Origin of the sequence: Rhizobium sp. BK008 (assembly GCF_014197345.1) — a bacterium.
GTDB classification, from domain to species: domain Bacteria; phylum Pseudomonadota; class Alphaproteobacteria; order Rhizobiales; family Rhizobiaceae; genus Rhizobium; species Rhizobium anhuiense.
This window is the reverse complement of the sequence record NZ_JACIFK010000006.1, coordinates 295,473-314,196: the sequence shown is the minus strand read 5'-3', so window position 1 is coordinate 314,196 and position 18,724 is coordinate 295,473. Positions and strand designations below refer to the sequence as shown.

Here is an 18,724-nt window from a genome sequence, read left to right as displayed (position 1 = left end):
ACATGGCGGCGCTCAAGGCAGGTGCATTGCTGTCCCAGGCAGGCGAAACGGCGATGCGGGTGGTCGAAGCCCCGATGAATGTGGTCGAGCGCATCTTCGGCCGCAAACGCATGCCATGGCTGTTCCTGGCGCCGAACCTCGTTCTGTTCGCCATTTTCACGTTCCTTCCCATCGCGATCGCGATCGGTTACGCCTTCACCGGCGGCACGAACCTTTTCGTCTCGGAGCGGCCCTTCGTCGGCCTGGATAATTTCCGCACACTGCTTTCCTGCGGCAATTATCTGCAGCCGGGAACCTGCCAGGAATCGCTGTTCTGGACGGCTGTGTGGAACACGCTCTGGTTCGTGGCCCTCAATGTCGTCGCCACCTTGCTGGTGGCGCTGATCACGGCACTGATCCTCAATCGGGCGATTGTCGCGCGCGGCTTCTTCCGGGCGATGTTTTTCTATCCCGTTCTGCTGTCTCCCGTCGTCATCGGCCTCATCTGGAAATGGTTCCTCGATCGCAACGGGCTCCTGAACGCCTTCTTCCAGATGATCGGCGTTCCCCCTGAGATCTTCCTGCTCGACGTCGGCTGGTCACGCTTCTTCGTCGTCGTGGTCTCGGTCTGGTTTCACATGGGTTTTTATACCCTCATCCTGCTCGCCGGCCTTCAGGCTATTCCGAAGGAGCTTTACGAGGCTGCCTCCATCGATGCTGCTTCACCGCGCCGCACGCTTTTCAGGATCACGCTTCCCCTGCTGGCCCCGAATCTCTTGGTCGTGTTCATTCTTTTGATGATCAAATCGGTCCAGATCTTCGACGAGGCCTGGGTTTTGACCAATGGCGGCGGTCCCGGCACGGCCAACAGCTTCATCGTGCAATATATCTACCAGATGGCATTCGGCAGCGATCTCCGTCTCTTCGGTCTCGCATCCGCCGCATCGGTTCTGATGGGGCTGGTGCTTCTGGTCCTCACCCTCATACAGCTGCGCATCGGCAAGCGAATGGAGTCCTGAGATGAACAGCCGTATGAATCCGATCAGTTTTCTCACGCGCACCCGCCGGGCCGGACGCATCGATATAACCGACATATTGTCATGGGTCTGGCTGATCGGCGGAACCTTCGTGGTGCTGGTTCCCGTCCTCTGGGCGGGCCTCTCCTCGCTGAAGCCGGCGGCCGAAATTACCCGGTTTCCACCGACCCTGCTTCCCCGGGCCGCCGTGGAGCAGACCGTACCCGGCTTCGACAAGCCGCTCAGCCTCTGGCAGGTCACCGTTGACGGCCAACAGCGCGAAATGGCCATGGTCCGGCGCATCGGCCTCAAGGCCCAGATGGTCGACCCCGCAAATCCGGGACAGCCCGTCAGCGTCGACGTGAAGGGGCTGACGCCGGTGCAGAAGCTGACGGTCGCCACGGAAAATTACACCGATCCGCTGACGCGCTTCAACTTCCTGACCTTCCTCAAGAATTCGGTCTTCGTCACCTTCGTCGCAACGCTGCTGACGCTGATCGTCAACGCCATGGCGGCCTTTGCCCTGTCGAAATACAAATTTGCAGGCGACACCGCGGTCTTCGTCATCATCATTTCAACCCTGATGATCCCGCTCGCCGTCGTCATGGTGCCGGCCTATCTCGTTATCGTCGGGGTCGGGCTCGCCGATAATCTCTGGGGCGTCATCCTGCCGACGGTCGCCTCTCCGACCGCCGTCTTCCTGCTGCGGCAATATATGCTGACCATACCCGATGAGCTGATAGAGGCGGCGCGCGTCGATGCGGCGAGCGAATTCTGCATCTTCTGGCGTATCATCCTGCCGCTGACGGCGCCGGCACTGGCGGTGCTGGCGATCTTTTCCGTGCTCTGGCGCTGGAACGATTTCCTCTGGCCGCTCATCGTCCTCAACAGCCGCGAGAATTTCACGCTGCAGGTCGGTCTGAACGCGTTCCAGGGCGAGTTCTCTGTGCAGTGGCATTATATCCTGGCAATGACGTTCCTCAGCCTGCTGCCTGTCACGGTCGTCTTCCTGTTCCTGCAGAAGTACATCACCACAGGCATTGCCGGAACAGGGATGAAGTGAACGGCAAGGCGGGGAGAAAGATCTCCTCGCCCCGTCGGAGAACCCATACTGCGTCTTCCTCCCGACTGAAGCGCGTCGCATTGAACTTGTTTCATGCGGCGCGCTTCGGTCTTTGTTGTGCGAGGCCCCCAAGGCGGCCGGCCATTTTTCGAGCGACACGCACCGTCGCCTAGGCACAGAGGTTCGCACGTGATCGCCTGGATCTCTCCAATTCCGTTTTACGAAAATGCCGGGAATTCAGCCTAGTGCCCGGAACTAGACATTAGCGCGGCGGCGCGACGCTACCCCTCAAGACGAGATGGCATCCGAGCTCCAGGCGATGGGCCGGCCGCTGCGGGTCGTTGGCGATCAGCCGCTGCTCGATGAGCGCCAAAGCGGCGGCGCCGAGCCTGTCGGTGGGAACGCTGATCGTCGAAAGCGGCGGACGGCTGAATTCGCCGGGGACGATGTCGTCGAAGCCGAGGACGGAAATCGCTTCGGGCACACGGATGTCGCGATCGGCCAAGGCCTTCAAACAGCCGAGCGCCAGATTGTCGGCGGCGCAGAAGACGGCCGTCGCTCCTTTCATCGTGGGATCGCGGTCGAGCAGCGCGTTGATGGCAGCCTCGCCATGCCTCGGCTCATATCCTTCGGCCTCGACGATCATATCCTCCGGCACGGGAAGCTGAGCGGCGAGATAGGCATCGGAAAAGCCGTCATACCGGCGCTGGATCGTGGTGCGGCCCTTCCAGGTCAGGTGCAGGATGCGGCGATGCCCGAGCCCCAGCAGGTGCTCGATGCCGAGCCGCGCGCCGAAACGGTTTTCGGGCGTGACCGTATCGACCAGCATGGCTGGATCCTCGCCGTTAACGAGGACGACGGGCATGTCGGGGAAGGCGAGGCTTCGGATCAGTTCCGGCTGATCGTCGTTCAGGATCACGATGCCGTCGGCGCGCTCCGTGAGCGCGATCTGCCTGACCTGAGCGCCGTCGATGCGTCGGCCGGTGCTGACGAAAGGCACGATCCTGATGCCGCGGCGCTCGCACTCCCGTCGAAGGCCGTTGAGGATCGTCCAGCTCACCAGGTTGAGATCGCTCTGCGGCGCGGCGTCGTCGGGAATGGCAAGCAGCAGAACGCGCAAGGCCGCGATCGTCGCCTTCTTCCTCCGGCGGTCGAGGTAACCCAGGCGTTTGGCCGAGTCGAGAACCCTCTCGCGCACCTCGATCGTCAGCGGCGCGGTTCCGTTCAGCGCGTGCGAGGCCGTGCTCAGCGACACGTCGGCATCGCGCGCGACATCCTTGAGATTGACTTTGCGTTCCACTTTTTCCGTCACGAATTGAGGCTATGCCTTCGAAGGCATCGCTAACTCGATGTTTTCACATAAAAACTTGAGAAAAGCTATGCGCTTTGCGCGGTATTTTTCGTCATTCTGTGATCAGTGAGGCTTGGCCAGCAGGCCGTGCAGCAGCAGGTCGAAATAGGCCCGCAGGAAGGCCTCCTTGTTGGGGGGCGGCTCGCGGCGGTCGTCGAATATAAGCCTGAGAACCGTCGTCGTCAGGATGGGTGCGACCACGATGTCGGAGAATTCCACCGGAATTGCCCGAAACTCCCCCGACGCCACGCCCTCCAGAATGAGGCCGTCGACCTTGGCGATGATCGGCGCAATGAACTCATCATGGTGGCGGTCGATCAGGTCGGGAAACCGCTGCCCTTCGGATATGACGAGCCGCGTCAATTCGCGGGTCGTGCGATCCTCGGCAATTTGCTCGTAAAGCAGGCCGAGAATGGAAAGCAGCCTGTCGGTAGCGCTGCCGCTGAGGCCCTCGGCCGTCTCCAGCAACTCCTGAAACGGCACGGAGAAATGGTGGATCATCGCTTCGAAAAGCTTCTCCTTCGTCTCGAAGTAGACATAGACCGTGCCTTTGGTGACGTTGACCCTTTCGGCGATGTCTTCCACACGCGTGCCCGAAAAACCGCTTCTGACGAATTCTTCGAAGGCCGCATCCAGGATCTGGATGGGCCGCAGCGCTTTCTGTTCCGCGCGTGTGAGTTTCTTCGGAGTTGTCATTTTTTTCCTTGCCTCCCGTGTCGTGCGCGGCTCGTCCCCTGCGGCACAAAGTTTCATTGACTAATGCGTCAGTCAATTATATAGCAGCTGCCGTTGAGAGCAAGAGGTCAACTATGAGAACCATTCTGGTCGCCACAGCGATCGTATGCGCCATCGGTCTCGGATCATGCAGCGATGCGGGCGGGCCGACTGAGTCCACCCCGCGGCAGGTCACCGTCGTCGTCGCCAAACCCGAGCCGCTGGTTGAGGGCGGCGCGATCACCGGAGAAGTCCGCGCACGTGTCCAGACCGATCTGTCCTTCCGCGTCAGCGGCAAGATCATTGAACGGCTGGTGGAAGTCGGACAGTCCGTGAAGGCGGGGCAGCTGCTGGCGCGGATCGATCCGGAAGAGCAGAAGGCCGAACTGGATGTGGCGGCTGCCAATCTTCAGTCGGCTGAAGCCCAGCAGACCCAGGCACAGCTCGCCTATGACCGCCAGCAGAGCCTGTTTCGAACGCAGGTGACGACGCGCGCGGCGCTCGACCAGGCGCAGGAGGCGCTTCTGACCGCGCAGGCATCGACGAAGTCGGCGCAGGCGCTGTTGGAAACGGCTCAGGACACTTTGTCCTACACGGAGCTGAAGGCGGATGCCGACGGGATGATCACCGCCCGCAATGCCGAGGTCGGGCAGGTGGCGCAGGCCGCGCAGGTCGTCTTCACCCTTGCCCATGACGGCGACCGGGATGCCGTCTTCGAGGTGGTCGAAAGCGCGTTCCTACGCCCGATCGACGGCGACGGAACTGTGACCCTTCTGTCGGACCCTTCACAGAAGATCGCGGCGAAGGTGCGCGAGATTTCGCCGACCATCGATTCCTCCACCGGAACCATCAAGGTCAAGGTTGCGATATCTAGCGACGCGCCCATTCCCCTCGGCGCTCCCGTCGTCGGGAGATTCAATTACGTCTCGCAGAACGTCATCCAGCTTCCCTGGTCCGCCATGACGTCCAAGGACGGCAAGCCGGCCGTCTGGATCGTCGATCCCGCATCCTCTGCGGTTTCGGCAAGGGCTGTGGATGTCGCCGGATACGAGACCGGCAGCTTCATCGTCAAATCAGGCGTGTCGGCGGGTGACGTCGTGGTGACCGACGGGACCAAGTTCCTCAGGCCGGCTGAAATCGTGTCTTATGTCAAGGAAGCTTCCAAGTGAGTATTCGTCCCAAGATAGTCGCCCTGATGATGGGTACGGCCCTGATTTCCTCCTGCACGAAGCAGGAGGAAAGCAAGGAGGATGCGCCCCGTCCCGTGCTGTCGATGACTGTCAAACAGACGTCCGTTTCGAGCCTCAGCCTGACCGGCACGATCGAACCGACGATCGAGACCGAACTCGGCTTCCGGATTCTCGGGCGGATGATCGCCCGCAATGTCAATGTCGGGGATATCGTCAAGCGGGGCGACGTCGTCGCCGCCATCGATCCGCTGGCGCTGGAGCTTGCCGTGCGTAACGCACAGTCGGACGTGGAGAACAGCGACGCCCAGCTCAGAAACGCGGTGACCACGGAGCAGCGCCAGCGGGCGCTGGTGGAGTCGCGTTCCGGCACGGAAGCCTCGCTCGAAGAGGCCGAGCAGGCGAGACGGACGGCCGCGGCTGCCGTGGCCAAGGCGCAGGCCAACCTCGACAAGGCCAAGGAGCAGCTCGGCTACGCGCAGCTTCAGGCGGAATTCGATGGCGTGGTGACGGCGACCTCGGCCGAGGTCGGACAGGTCGTCTCGGCCGGCCAGACGGTCGTGACCATCGCCCGGCCGGACAGGCGCGACGCCGTGCTCGATGTGCCACAGGCAGCCGCCCAGAAACTGAAAATCGGCGCGCCTTTCGAAGTGACGCTGCAGCTCGATCCGACCATCCGCACATCCGGGGTGGTGCGCGAGATCGCGCCGGAGGCGGAGACCGCCACCCGCACGAGCAGAACCAAGATCGCGCTCAGCGATCCGCCTGAAACTTTCAGGCTCGGCTCCGTCATCTCGGCCTCGGCAACCATTGCCGCCGATCCGCAGATCGTTCTGCCTTCCTCTGCCATCCTTGTCGGCAGCGACGGCCCGAGCGTCTGGATCGTCGACGCGCCGGCCAAAAAGGTATCGCTGCGCCGCGTGACGATCGACGGCGACGTCGAAGACGGCGGTACCGTCCGCGTCACCGAAGGGATCGCCGCTGGAGAACGGGTGGTCGTGGCAGGCGTGCATAAACTTGAAGATGGCCAGACCATCAGGATCGACCAGGAGATCAGCCAGTGAAGTCCTTCAACCTTTCCGACTGGGCGCTCGAACACCGTTCGCTCGTCTGGTACTTCATGATCGTCTTCATTCTCGCAGGCACCTTCTCTTATCTGAACCTCGGCCGCGAGGAAGACCCGAACTTCACGATCAAGACGATGGTGATCACCGCCCAGTGGCCCGGCGCGTCCGCCGAAGAGGTGACGCGGCAGGTGACCGACAGGATCGAGAAAAAGCTCCAGGAACTGGAATCGCTCGACTACACCAAGAGCGAGACCGTTGCCGGCCAGACGACCGTCTTCGTCGAACTGCTGCCGACGACCAAGGCCAGGGATGTCGCACCGACCTGGCTGCGCATCCGCAACATGATCGCCGACATCAAGGGCGATTTCCCGAGCGGGGTCGTCGGTCCCTTCTTCAACGATCGCTTCGGCGACGTGTTCGGCAACATCTATGCCTTCACGAGCGACGGACTGACCCAGCGGCAGCTTCGCGATCTCGTCGAAAATGCCCGCTCCGAGGTTCTGACCGTGCCCAACGTCGGCAAGGTCGATGTGATCGGCGCTCAAGACGAGGCGATCTATCTGGAATTCTCCACGCGCCAGATCGCAGCACTCGGCATCGACCAGCAGTCAGTCATCCAGACCCTGCAGGCGCAGAATGCCGTCACCCAGTCCGGCTTCGTCGATGCCGGGCCGGAGCGCATCGCCCTGCGGGTGAGCGGGCAGTTCACCTCCGAGGAAAGCCTCCGGACGATCAACCTCAGGATCAACGACCGCTTCTTCCCGTTGACCGATGTCGCCACGATCAAACGCGGCTACGTCGATCCGCCCTCGTCGCTGTTCCGGTTCAAGGGCCAGCCCGCCATCGGGCTTGCCATCGGCATGAAGCAGGGCGCCAATCTCCTGGAGTTCGGCGAGGCTCTGGACGCACAGATGAAGCGCGTTGTCGCCGATCTTCCGATCGGCGTGGACGTCCACCGCGTTTCCGACCAGCCTGCCGTCGTCGACGAAGCGGTGTCCGGCTTTACCCGCGCACTCTTCGAAGCAATCGTCATCGTGCTCGTCATCAGCTTCATCAGTCTCGGTCTTCGCGCCGGCATGGTGGTGGCGATCTCCATACCTCTCGTGCTCGCCATCACCTTCGTGGTGATGGAATATTCCGGCATTTCGCTTCAGCGTATCTCGCTCGGCGCGCTCATCATCGCGCTCGGACTGCTCGTTGACGACGCGATGATCGCCGTCGAGATGATGGTTGCCCGCCTGGAGGCGGGCGACGATCTCAGGAAAGCCGCCACCTACGTCTACACGTCGACCGCCTTTCCGATGCTGACGGGAACGCTCGTCACCGTCGCGGGCTTCATTCCGGTTGGTCTCAACAGCAGCGCCGCCGGCGAATTCACCTTCACGCTGTTCGTGGTCATCGCGGTGTCGCTGATCGTTTCCTGGGTGGTGGCGGTGTTGTTTACTCCGCTTCTCGGCGTCACGATCCTGCCGAAGACCATGAAGTCGCATCATGAGAAGAAGGGGCGCTTCGCCTCGATCTTCTCCTGGCTTCTGGGGCTGGCGATGCGCTGGCGCTGGGTCACCATCATCCTCACGGTCGGCGTCTTCGGCCTTTCGGTCGGCGGCATGGGGCTGGTGCAGCAGCAGTTCTTCCCGAACTCGGACAGAACCGAGCTCGTGATCGACTGGAATCTTCCCCACAACAGCTCGATCGCCGAGACCAACAGGCAGATGGCCAAGTTCGAAAAGGAGATGCTGGCCGACAATAAGGATATCGATCACTGGACGACCTATGTCGGCCAGGGTGCGCCCCGCTTCATCCTGTCTTTCGACGTGCAGACACCCGATGTCACCTTCGGACAGACGATCATCGTCACGAAGGGGCTCGACGTGCGCGACAAGGTGCGGGCGGAACTGCAGGACTATCTGACAAAAACCTTCCCCGGCACCGACGCCTTCGTGAAGCTTCTCGACATCGGCCCGCCGGTGGGCAAGCCGGTTCAGTACCGGATCAGCGGCCCCGATATTCAAAAGGTTCGCGACATCTCGCAGCAATTTGCCGGCGTCGTCGGCTCGCATCCGCTGCTGTCGAACATGGTCCTGGACTGGAACGAGCCGTCCCGCGTGGTGAAGGTCGACGTGCTGCAGGACAAGGCGCGCCAGCTCGGCGTTTCCTCGGAGGATATTGCCACCGCCCTCAACGGCATCGTCGAAGGCTCGACGGCAACGCAGGTCCGCGACGATATCTATCTGGTCAACGTCATCGGGCGAGCCAGGGCATCCGAACGGGACTCCATCCAGACGCTGCAGAACCTGCAGCTTTCCACCTCCAACGGCAAGGTCGTGCCTCTTTCGGCCGTGGCGAACTTCCGCTACGAACTCGAGCAGCCGACGATCTGGCGTCGTGACCGGCAACCCACCATCACGCTCAAGGCTGCCGTCATCGGTTCGACACAGCCGGCCACCATCGTCGACCAGCTGAAGCCGAAGGTCGAGGAGTTCCAGAAGAACCTTCCGGTGGGATACAAGGTGGAAGTGGGTGGCGCGGTCGAATCCAGCGCGGAAGCCCAAGGGCCGATCGCTGCGGTCGCTCCGCTGATGCTCTTTACGATGGCGACGATCCTGATGATCCAGCTGCAGAGCTTCAGCCGTCTCTTCCTGGTGTTCGCCGTCGCGCCGACGGCCCTGATCGGCGTGGTCGCAGCACTCTTGCTAAGCAACGCCCCCATGGGCTTCGTCGCGATCCTCGGCGTGCTGGCGCTGATCGGCATCCTGATCCGCAACTCGGTTATCCTGGTCGTCCAGATCGAGCATCTGCGCAGCGAAGGAATGGCGCCATGGAAGGCGGTCATCGAAGCCACCGAACACCGCATGCGGCCGATCATGCTGACGGCCGCCGCCGCCACCCTCGCGCTAATCCCGATCTCGCGCGAAATCTTCTGGGGGCCGATGGCCTACGCCATGATGGGCGGCATCGTCGTCGGCACCGCGCTCACCCTGCTGTTCCTGCCTGCGCTCTATGTCGCCTGGTTCCGGATCCCGCGCGATGAAGACGTCCAGGCCGACGCCGTTGCAGAAGCATGAGCACGCGTGTCCCCGAATATCGCATGCGGCCGCCAGGGCGGCCGCTGCATCTCCTGGTCTCCGAGGGGACGGCTCGATGACGGAACTGCGTTTGAAATGGCTTCCGAAGGGCGCGCCGGCGATGCTGGCCACGATCGGTCTGGCAGTGCTCGCCGGTTGCGCCACGAGGCCCTCGCCAGAGGTCTTGAACCCGGTCCATCTGGCGGTTCATCGCGATGAAGCCTCTCATGCGGATGACGTCGCACCGGATCGCGTGAGCGTTCTTGCCGCGACCAACAGAACTCCCGACAGTGTGCGGGGCGGCTTCGGCAGTGCATGGGCTGACAATCTCACCTACGAGCAGTACGCATTTTCGGTCCCTTCCGGCAGGAAGAATACCGCCATCACTTACCCCAGCGCAAAACCGGATCCCGAACGCCAATTTGCGGTCGTCGAGCGCAAGCAGCTGCCGAAGGACGCCTTCGTGCATCAGGCGCTCGCCTCCGTGCAACCCGACGGCACCGTCGGCATCTTCGTGCATGGCTACAACTACAGCTACCAGGAGGCGCTCTATCGCACCGCCCAGATCGCCGCGGACGCCAACATTCCGGGTGCACCGATCCTATTTTCCTGGCCCTCGGCTGCGGCCGTTGCCGGCTATGTCGCCGACCGGGATGCGGCGCTCTCCTCGCGCAGCGACCTCGACGCCCTCGTCAGATCGCTTTCGGCTTCCGGGAAGGTGAAACGCATCATTCTTTTCGGCCACAGCATGGGCGGGTTCCTGGTCATGGAAACGGTGCGTCAGCTCAAGCTGGAACATCGCGATGACGTCATCGCCAAGCTGGCGGTAATCCTGGCCGCCCCTGACATCGACGTCGATGTCTTCCGATCCCAGCTGAAGGATATCGGGCGCATGCCGCTCCCGATATCCCTTCTCGTATCGAAGGACGACCGGGCGCTCGTGGCTTCGAGTTTCATCGCGGGGGAGCGGCCGCGCGTCGGGCGCCTCGATATCGACGATCCCGTCATCGAGGAGGCTGCCTTGAAGGAAAGGCTTCGGGTCATCGACATCACTTCGATCCAGGCCTCCGACGGGCTGGGGCATGATCGCTATGCATCGCTCGCCAAGTTCGGCGCGCAGCTCGCCTCCTTCGAAAGCGGGCGGCGTTCGACCGCCGGTGATGTTGGTGCCTATGTCTTCGATGCCGCCGGCGCCGCGGTGGCAAGTCCGTTTCGCCTGGCCGGACGTGTCGTCGGCGCGCAATGAATGGACTGAAGCAAGAGCCGGCGGCGATGGCTAATCCTCAGGCATCGCCAAGAGATGTGTACAATGTGACTATCAAATTGTCAGATGCCCAAATGAAGAGCAGACTTCCGCCTGTGGTCAAATTGACCTCGAGGATATGGGAGGGCATTCATGAGCGTACGAAATCCGTCTCCCTCGTTGTATAACGAGGATCTTGCACCCGCCGAGGAGCGCAAATGGGGTGCATTCAGCATCTTCAATGTCTGGACATCTGATGTCCACAGCCTGTGGGGCTATTATCTGGCGGCGAGCCTGTTCCTGCTGTGCGGCAGCTTCGTCAATTTCGTCATCGCCATCGGCATCGGATCCCTCGTCATCTTCTTTCTGATGAGCCTGGTCGGCAATGCCGGCGTGCGTACCGGCGTACCCTTTCCGGTTCTGGCGCGCGCCTCCTTCGGCACATTCGGGGCGAATGTTCCGGCACTGGTCCGCGCGGTGGTCGCCTGCTTCTGGTATGGGGCGCAAACCGCGGCCGCGTCCGGCGCTATCGTCGCCTTGCTGATCCGCAACGAAAGCCTGCTCGCCTTCCATCAGAACAGCCACCTGCTCGGCCACTCGACCCTCGAAGTCATCTGCTACGTCATCGTCTGGGGTTTGCAATTACTGATCATCCAGCGGGGGATGGAAACGGTTCGCAAATTCCAGGATTGGGCCGGTCCCGCCGTCTGGATCATGATGCTGATCCTCGCAGTCTATCTGGTCGTCAAATCCGGCACCTTCTCTTTCGGTTCCGAAATCCAGCGCGAAGTGCTGATCGAGAAGACCAAGGATGCCGGCGTGCCGGGTGAACCCGGCTCGATCGCGGCGCTTGCCGCCGTGGCGGCCACCTGGATCACCTATTTCGCGGCGCTCTACCTGAACTTCTGCGATTTCTCGCGCTATGCCACGAGCGAAAAGGCGCTGCGGAAAGGCAACCTCTGGGGGCTGCCGATCAATCTCCTGGCGTTCTGCCTCGTCGCGGGTGTTACGACCACGGCCGCCTTCACAGTCTATGGCGAGGTCTTGCTACATCCCGAAATGATATCGGCGAAATTCGACAGCTGGTTCCTGGCGCTGCTTGCGGCGCTGACATTTGCGATCGCAACGCTCGGCATCAACGTCGTCGCGAACTTCGTGTCGCCGGCCTTCGACTTCGCCAATGTCTTCCCGCGGCAGATCAACTTCAAACGCGGGGGATATATCGCCGCCCTGATCGCTCTCGTGCTTTACCCGTTTGCTCCCTGGGAGACGGGTGCGGCGCATTTCGTCAATTTCATCGGATCGACGATGGGGCCGATCTTCGGCATCATGATGGTGGACTATTACCTTATCCGGAAAAGCCAGCTGAATGTTGAGGCGCTCTACCATGAGAATGGCGAGTTCCGGTTCCAGAGCGGATGGCACGGCAGCGCCTTCGTCGCATTTGCCGTGGGGGCGCTGTTCTCCTCAATCCTGCCGACCTTCACGTCCATCCTTCCGGACTGGTGGGGCACCTACGGCTGGTTCTTCGGCGTCGCCATCGGCGGGGCGATCTATTTCGTGTTGAGAATGGGCGCGCGCCGCAATCCCGCCTTCGCGTCATGACCGAATGAAAAGGCGCCCGGCAATTGCCGGGCGCCTTTCATATCCGATTTCCTGCCGCCATGTGTTTTAGCGGCGTGCGGCGACCGCATGCATGGTTGAACGGGCAGAGGGCTGCGCCATCGTTCTGGCCGTCGAGCGAAGGGCTGCGGACTGGCTGGAGGCCCCATCGTCGAGCCTGAACTGGGCGATAAGTTCGCGAAGCTTCTGGGCTTGCTGCGCCAGCGAATCGGATGCCGCCGTCGACTGTTGCACCATGGTCGCATTCTGTTGCGTCGTCTGGTCCATCCGGTTGACCGCAACATTGACTTCGCTCAGCCCGATGGACTGCTCTTTCGCAGAGGTGGCGATCGAATCCATATGGTGATTGATCTGGGTGATGAAGCCGCCAATGGTCTTCAGGGCCTGGCCGGTATCGCGCACCAGCTTGACGCCGCTTTCCACTTCCTTCGAGGAGTTCTGGATCAGGCCCTTGATTTCCTTGGCAGCGCTTGCCGAGCGCTGTGCGAGTTCGCGCACTTCCTGGGCGACCACGGCAAAGCCCTTACCGGCCTCGCCGGCTCTTGCCGCTTCGACGCCGGCATTGAGCGCCAGAAGGTTGGTTTGGAAGGCGATTTCGTCGATGACGCTGATGATGTTGGAAATCTGCTGCGACGAGGTCTCGATCCGCTCCATCGCCTCTTCGGCGTGGGAGACCACTTCCGCGGAGACCCCGGCACTGCGATTTGCCTCCGTGGCGACCGTACGCGTCTCCTCGGTTCGCTTGCTGGAGTTCGATACGTTTGCCGTGATCTCTTCCAGCGCTGCCGCCGTCTCTTCGAGCGAGGCCGCCTGCTGTTCCGTACGCTTCGAAAGATCGCTCGCCCCTGAGGAGATTTCCCGCGTGCCTTCGTCGATCGTGCCGATGCTTTCGGAAATTGCTCTCAGCGTCGCGCCAAGCTGGTTGACGGACTGGTTGAAGTCATGGCGCAGCGCCTCGAAGTCGGGGGCGAAGGCCTCGTTGAGCTGGAAGGCGAGGTCGCCTGCGGCCAGTCGCTTCAAACCGGCGGCGAGACCCGAGGTGGCGATGCGCAGCCGCTCCGAGGCGTCGGCTTCCGCCTGCTGCTGAGCGGCAATGCGATCGCCTTCCGCCCTGTTGCGGCTTTCCTCGGCTTCCGTTTCCATGCGCTTGTTCGTGATCGCGGCCTGGCGGAAGATCTCCACCGCGCCCGCCATCGATCCGATTTCGTCGGCGCGGTCGGCAAACGGAATCTTCGAAGCGGTGTCTCCCTCGGCCAGCCGCCGCATCGCGGCGGTGATGCCGGTAATCGGGTTGGCGATGCCGGTCAGCACGAAGGCGACGGCGCCGAGAACGAGCAGTCCTGCAACGCCGATTGTGGCAAGCAGGTAGAATTCTATGGAGTCGAAGGTTTCCTCGCTGAGTTCGGCAGCCTTGTTGCTGCCGCTGACGTCCAATTCGACCAGGGTCGTGGTGGCTTCCTTGAGCTTGTCCGAATAGGAGCGCATCTCCCCGCCCAGATATTGCCCGGCTTCTTCGGTCTTGTTGGCGCGGGAAAGGGCGAGCAACTGCGAGCTGCTGGCGATGTAGCCTCCAACGCTCTCTTTGATCGTCTTGATCAGGTCGCGCTCGTGCTCGGATGAAGCCAGCGAAAGATAGGCGTCCACCGATTTGCCGACGGTATCCTCGGCGACTTTGATGGCCTCTTCGCGTGTTTTCTTTTCCGCATCCGATTGCGCGATGATGTGATCACGATAGGCAAGGCGCAAATTGGTCATGGCGAGATTGATCGCCTGCGAAGCCTGCACGCTCGGCAGCCAATGGGCAGCAATTTCTTCAGTGGAGCCGTTCGTCTTTCGAAGGCCGTCGACCGCGAGATAGGCGACAAGGCCGAAAAGAAGAGCTATGCCGCTGAAAATCAACAGCAAACTCGATTTTATGTTTGGACGACGCATTGAAAGTCCCCATCGAAGGTCCGGCCTCATACCGGTTTGGCTGACAACTTTTGTATCGAAAAAAATTTAACGATTTGTTCCGGGATGTAAAAAAGCCGTTTACCAGTTTTCCGGAATATCGCCGCTGCCTTCGGTCTCGGGATCCCGCTCAGACTGGAAAATGGCTATCCATTCGTCGTCGGCGATGCTGGGAGCCAGATAATGATGAAGCGCATTTTTTCCGCCTTTCTCGCACTGATCCTGCCGGTGCAGGCAGCCGTTTCGCAACCCGCTGACGAGGCGGGAGCGCGTAAAGCCCGGTCTATCGCCCAGCTTCGATCGGAAGGCGTTCCGACCATCGATCATCTGCCGACCATCGATGGTCGGAACGAGGGCACCCGCCGCAATACCAAGGCTGTCGTTCAGCGCACGATCGCCCTTGCAATCGTTGCCGTCAAAGGCGAGACCGGCGACCACGCAATGGGTCAGGCTCTCATCCGCCAGTTTAACGCCGCAAGTTTTTTCACCCCGAAGGAACAGGCGTTCATGGACGATCCGGATCCCTCGGATCAGGAGCGGACGAATTTCGCCTGGCGGTACGAGGGTGTCCACGTCATGCTGTGGGCGCTCGGAATCTCGCCGGACCTCGAGCGTCCAGACCATATTTGCGATGTGCCATTCATTGCGAACACGCTTCGCGAACTGGGGACGGAAGGGCTCATGCGGCGTGCCAGGCTGCGCCCGCAGAAAGAGCTGCTCGACGCCGCCGACCTTGTCTACCGTTACGATTGGGCCGCCGTGAACGCGCGGCTGAAGGGCGAAGAGCCACCCGCCGGATTGGATAAGGGCGTGGTTTACGAACGGCATTACGCCCTCAACTGGCTGACCGGTTACATGGATCAGGACTGGGACGATATATCCACGGACACATGATGCGGCCCGGGTCCGGCCACGAAAAGCGTCTAGTCAGCCGCCACCGAGGCGGATGATGCATGTTTTGCCAAATAGCATTATGATCGGCTGCGCGCCCGGCCGGCGGACGAGTTGGCCGCGGATATGTGATGCGCGGGGATGGGAGGGTGGCAGGATTGGAACAGCTGAAGGATCTGGACAGTATTCCCAAGCGGGGAGGGAGCGGTTCTGCATCGCCGCCGTTTGAACGGCCCGGCGTCGTGGCTGCCGCCGTTTACCAGCATGGGCAACGCATTCGGGACATCAGGATCGAAGAGGCCGGCGAATGGCGAGGCCGGGAGAATGCCATCGTCTGGATCGGCCTGCACGAGCCGGATGAAGTGCTGCTGCACCAGGTTCAGGCCGAGTTCAATCTCCATCCGCTGGCGATCGAGGACGCAGCACAGCCCCACCAGCGCCCGAAACTGGAGATCTATGGGGACGCGATGTTCATCGTCGCCCGGACTGCGCATATGAAGGATGACGAAATCGTCTTCGGCGAAACGCATCTGTTCGTCGGTCGCGGCTATGTCGTCTCCGTTCGCCACGGAGACTCGTCCTCGTACCTTGCGGTGCGGCAGCGATGCGAGGCCACGCCCACGGCGCTTGCCCACGGCGAAAATTACATTCTCTATTCCATCCTCGATTTCATCGTCGACAATTACATGCCGGTGATCGAGGTCGTGCAGGAGGAGGTTGAGAAGCTCGAGGATCTGGTGCTACGCGAACAGCTGGCAAAATCCGACATCGAGCGGCTTTACCTGTTGCGGCGTAAGCTGCTGCGGCTGCGCAACGCCGTGGTCCCGCTGGTAGACGTCTGTCGGCGCTACGAGCATATCGATCTTCCCGGCATGGATCCGACGCTCCAGTCGCTGTTTCGCGATGTAACGGATCACGTGCGCCGGGTCCAGGAGGATATCGACGCGCTGCGCGAGGTCCTCGCTTTCGCCTTCGAGGCCAGCGTGATGATTGGCCAGACGGAGCAGACGGCGATTGCCCGCCAGCTCGCCGCCTGGGCGGCGATTCTCGCCGTCCCCACCGCAATCGCCGGCATCTACGGGATGAATTTCAGCGATATGCCGGAACTGAAATTCCAGTATGGCTATTTCGTCGTGCTAGCCGTCATCGCCTTCTTGTGTCTGTTCCTCTTCACTTTCTTCCGTCGGAGGAAATGGCTCTAGATATGTGGGCGCTGCGGACACGCGGCAGACGGGACGTCTGCATTGGCGAGGCGCGTCAGCACAGCGCCTTCAGCAGTCGATCCCGATGGTTTCCGATATAGTCGATATCGCTGAGATAAAGCCGGGCGTCTCCTGCATTCACGTCCTCGACGAATGTCTCATCTCCGGTTGAGGCGCTCGCCAGCATGAAATCGACGAGCGCCTGAAGGCGCCGGCAGATCGTTTCGGGGAGCTGGAGCCGTTCCTCCGCCGTCGCCCCATAGGCCATGCAGAAGATGTCCGCCCGCCGCAGTTGTTCGTCGAGGTCGAATGGCACATGCGGATTGGCGGGATCGGAGAGCGGCGCCCAGCGATAAACCGAATAGGCCAGATCCCATAGGCGCGGCGCAGGATGGGCGGCGTCGAAATCGATGATCCCGACAGCCTCATGCTCTGCCGTGGCGACATTATAGGGCGCATAATCTCCGTGGCATATGATCTCGCACGGCTCTTGCGGCGGCAGCATCCATGTCTGGACCTCGCGATCCCTCTGCAGAAACCCTTGAGATGCCGAATGAAAATCGCGCAGGAGCCGGGCTGCGGAAACCAGCATGCGCTCCGATCCGACAAACGGATCGTTCAAGTCTTCGCAGACACGCCCGGCGACATAGCTGACGACTTCCTGATTTTCGCCGGTTATCTCAATGGGATCAGGTGCTCCCGCAAAGCCTCTGCTCCTCAGATGGCGTAAAAACCGATGCACCGTCGGCGTCCATGCGCCCGATGGTCGGATGACGGTATCGCCGTCACGCCAGATCTGCGCGGTTCGGCCGCCCTCCAATGGCTTCACTTCGCGATCTCCAAAGATATTCTACGCGGATTTCAGTCTTTCGATATGGGCCTGAACCGTCGCGCCGAGGTTTGTCTCATGACAGTTCCGGTAGAACGTCACCGTGTCGGAAGGCATTCCGTCGGGGATGGGGACGAAGTCTTCCAGCCGCAGGCCGCTTGAGCTGCCGAGTTGCTGATCCGCCAGCCGGCTTTCGCTCAAACTGCCGACACGATCGGCCAGGGCCTGGAAATAGGCCAGGTTCTCATCGACTGCCGAAGGAGAGTACGTGTGGCCGTGCGCAGGGATGACCAGTCTGGCTTTGAGGTCGCGTATGCGCTCGAGCGAGGAACGGATCAGGCGAAGGTCGCCAGCAGCTCTGCTCCAGACTTCGGGAATGGGGTATTCCACCGCGTCGACGGCCAGGCAGGTGCGAAGTTCGGGAATCCATATGGCGATATGGTCGGGCGTATGTCCTGGCGTATGAATGAGCTCCAGCGTCAGATCGCCGCCGTTGAGGGTCATCGAGCCTGAGAAGGTAATATCGGGACCGATGAGGTCGACGTTCCGAAATCGCGATTCCTGGCTCGCCTTGTCGCTGAGGACTTCTCGTGTGGAAGGGTCGCGCAAACGGTCGAGCGCGGCGGCATGCGCGATAATCGGCGCGCGCCCGGCAATGGCGGCATTTCCCCAGAAATGATCCCAATCCATATGCGAATTGACGACGACCAGCGGACGAGCCTCGGCCCTTTCCTCGAGCAGATCCAGCGCCATCCGGCACAGCTCGGGCGTGCCGAGCGTATCGATCAGGACGTTGAATCTCTCGGTCCGGACGAACACGGCATCCACTTCGTCGCCGACCCGGACGATCACGATGCGATCGTCGAGTCCGGGGTAGGAGCGCAATTCCACCGATGCATTCACGTCTGGTCGCCTCTGTTGCAATCGCAGTGATCTCATCCGGATATATCAAATCACGTTCGGACGCCTGCTCTTTCAGGGGGAGGCGGGATCTGTGGCGGCTTTCGCCTGATTTGGTTCCTGCTTCACGGGGACGTGTACGTCCCAGCGTTTCATCACAGAGTTCGGCACGGTGACCGTGCATATCGCCATGACGCTCGGCTTCGAGCGGCCAAGACTCTTCGGCGTCCACTGTGTTTCCAGTGGGACCGCACATCGGGGAACCAGCGTCTTCAGATTGGGCTCCAGCACTTCCCATTGCTGATCCCCCCTGGCGTTCTCGTGCGAAATGAAGCGCCTGGCCTCCTCGCGGATTTCGAACAGGCCATGCGTGTGCTCCGTGGAGTGATCGGTCTCGATGCTCCAGGAAGCCAGACCCAAGGCGCAAGCCGACAGGGCTGCGCCAAGTTGTATCGATCGAAGCAATGGTACGTCGTCAGCAGCCAAATGGGTCACCCTCCCGGGAGGCAGAAGACTACCCAAAAACGGCACGAACCTTCAAGGCTTCGCCGCAGTGCGAGCGCCTTGGAACGCGCCCCATCGATCCCGCGCCAACGCGGCCGACGGTATCTGGCGCATCGCGAATTGCCAGTTTTAGTGGAACA

Annotated in this window: 15 protein-coding genes; 9 read left to right on the top strand and 6 right to left on the bottom strand. The window is 61.4% G+C overall.

Annotated features, from left to right (window positions below; translation table 11 throughout):
* Positions 1–2: 2 nt before the first annotated feature.
* Positions 3–998, top strand: a complete 996-nt coding sequence (locus tag FHT69_RS23640; protein ID WP_063473552.1) for a carbohydrate ABC transporter permease — start codon at positions 3–5, stop codon at positions 996–998.
* 13 nt (positions 999–1,011) lie between these two features.
* Positions 1,012–2,058: a carbohydrate ABC transporter permease gene (locus FHT69_RS23635; RefSeq protein ID WP_174824483.1), complete on the top strand. Its 1,047-nt coding sequence runs from the start codon at positions 1,012–1,014 to the stop codon at positions 2,056–2,058.
* A 262-nt stretch (positions 2,059–2,320) separates the two neighbouring features.
* Here the strand turns inward: FHT69_RS23635 and FHT69_RS23630 are convergent, their stop codons facing one another.
* Positions 2,321–3,370: a LacI family DNA-binding transcriptional regulator gene (locus tag FHT69_RS23630; RefSeq protein ID WP_244604831.1), complete on the bottom strand. Its 1,050-nt coding sequence runs from the start codon at positions 3,368–3,370 to the stop codon at positions 2,321–2,323.
* 102 nt (positions 3,371–3,472) lie between these two features.
* On the bottom strand, positions 3,473–4,105 hold the full coding sequence (locus FHT69_RS23625) for a TetR/AcrR family transcriptional regulator (protein ID WP_047618973.1): 633 nt from the start codon (positions 4,103–4,105) through the stop codon (positions 3,473–3,475).
* A gap of 113 nt (positions 4,106–4,218) precedes the next feature.
* On the opposite strand from FHT69_RS23625, the gene FHT69_RS23620 reads away from it, so the two are divergent.
* From FHT69_RS23620 to FHT69_RS23600, 5 genes are all read left to right on the top strand, one after another.
* Positions 4,219–5,292 (top strand): efflux RND transporter periplasmic adaptor subunit, encoded by a 1,074-nt coding sequence (locus tag FHT69_RS23620; protein WP_029868246.1) that lies wholly within the window; start codon positions 4,219–4,221, stop codon positions 5,290–5,292.
* Positions 5,289–6,374, top strand: a complete 1,086-nt coding sequence (locus FHT69_RS23615) for an efflux RND transporter periplasmic adaptor subunit (RefSeq protein WP_183906048.1) — start codon at positions 5,289–5,291, stop codon at positions 6,372–6,374. Before FHT69_RS23620 ends, FHT69_RS23615 begins: the two co-directional genes overlap by 4 nt.
* Positions 6,371–9,442, top strand: coding sequence for an efflux RND transporter permease subunit (locus FHT69_RS23610; RefSeq protein WP_047618865.1), 3,072 nt, complete (start codon positions 6,371–6,373; stop codon positions 9,440–9,442). Before FHT69_RS23615 ends, FHT69_RS23610 begins: the two co-directional genes overlap by 4 nt.
* A 76-nt stretch (positions 9,443–9,518) precedes the next feature.
* The gene (locus FHT69_RS23605) at positions 9,519–10,688 is read left to right on the top strand and encodes an alpha/beta hydrolase (RefSeq protein WP_183906047.1); all 1,170 of its coding nucleotides are present in this window, start codon (positions 9,519–9,521) and stop codon (positions 10,686–10,688) included.
* 150 nt (positions 10,689–10,838) lie between these two features.
* Positions 10,839–12,290, top strand: coding sequence for an NCS1 family nucleobase:cation symporter-1 (locus FHT69_RS23600; protein WP_183906046.1), 1,452 nt, complete (start codon positions 10,839–10,841; stop codon positions 12,288–12,290).
* Positions 12,291–12,356: 66 nt separating this feature from the next.
* Here the strand turns inward: FHT69_RS23600 and FHT69_RS23595 are convergent, their stop codons facing one another.
* Positions 12,357–14,240: a methyl-accepting chemotaxis protein gene (locus FHT69_RS23595; RefSeq protein ID WP_183845425.1), complete on the bottom strand. Its 1,884-nt coding sequence runs from the start codon at positions 14,238–14,240 to the stop codon at positions 12,357–12,359.
* Between the two features lie 201 nt (positions 14,241–14,441).
* Here FHT69_RS23595 and FHT69_RS23590 point away from each other — a divergent pair, with 201 nt between their 5' ends.
* Both FHT69_RS23590 and FHT69_RS23585 read left to right on the top strand, forming a co-directional pair.
* The gene (locus FHT69_RS23590) at positions 14,442–15,152 is read left to right on the top strand and encodes a DUF4272 domain-containing protein (RefSeq protein ID WP_183906045.1); all 711 of its coding nucleotides are present in this window, start codon (positions 14,442–14,444) and stop codon (positions 15,150–15,152) included.
* Positions 15,153–15,307: 155 nt separating this feature from the next.
* A complete protein-coding gene (locus FHT69_RS23585; protein WP_047618872.1) occupies positions 15,308–16,351 on the top strand; it encodes a magnesium and cobalt transport protein CorA in 1,044 nt (347 codons plus the stop codon).
* Positions 16,352–16,406: 55 nt separating this feature from the next.
* On the opposite strand, the gene FHT69_RS23580 is transcribed toward FHT69_RS23585, so the two are convergent.
* The 3 genes from FHT69_RS23580 to FHT69_RS23570 form a co-directional block, all read right to left on the bottom strand.
* Positions 16,407–17,180 (bottom strand): phosphotransferase enzyme family protein, encoded by a 774-nt coding sequence (locus FHT69_RS23580; protein WP_047618873.1) that lies wholly within the window; start codon positions 17,178–17,180, stop codon positions 16,407–16,409.
* Between the two features lie 21 nt (positions 17,181–17,201).
* Positions 17,202–18,083, bottom strand: coding sequence for an MBL fold metallo-hydrolase (locus FHT69_RS23575; protein WP_047618875.1), 882 nt, complete (start codon positions 18,081–18,083; stop codon positions 17,202–17,204).
* 72 nt (positions 18,084–18,155) lie between these two features.
* Positions 18,156–18,545 (bottom strand): hypothetical protein, encoded by a 390-nt coding sequence (locus FHT69_RS23570; RefSeq protein ID WP_047618877.1) that lies wholly within the window; start codon positions 18,543–18,545, stop codon positions 18,156–18,158.
* Between the last annotated feature and the right edge of the window lie 179 nt (positions 18,546–18,724).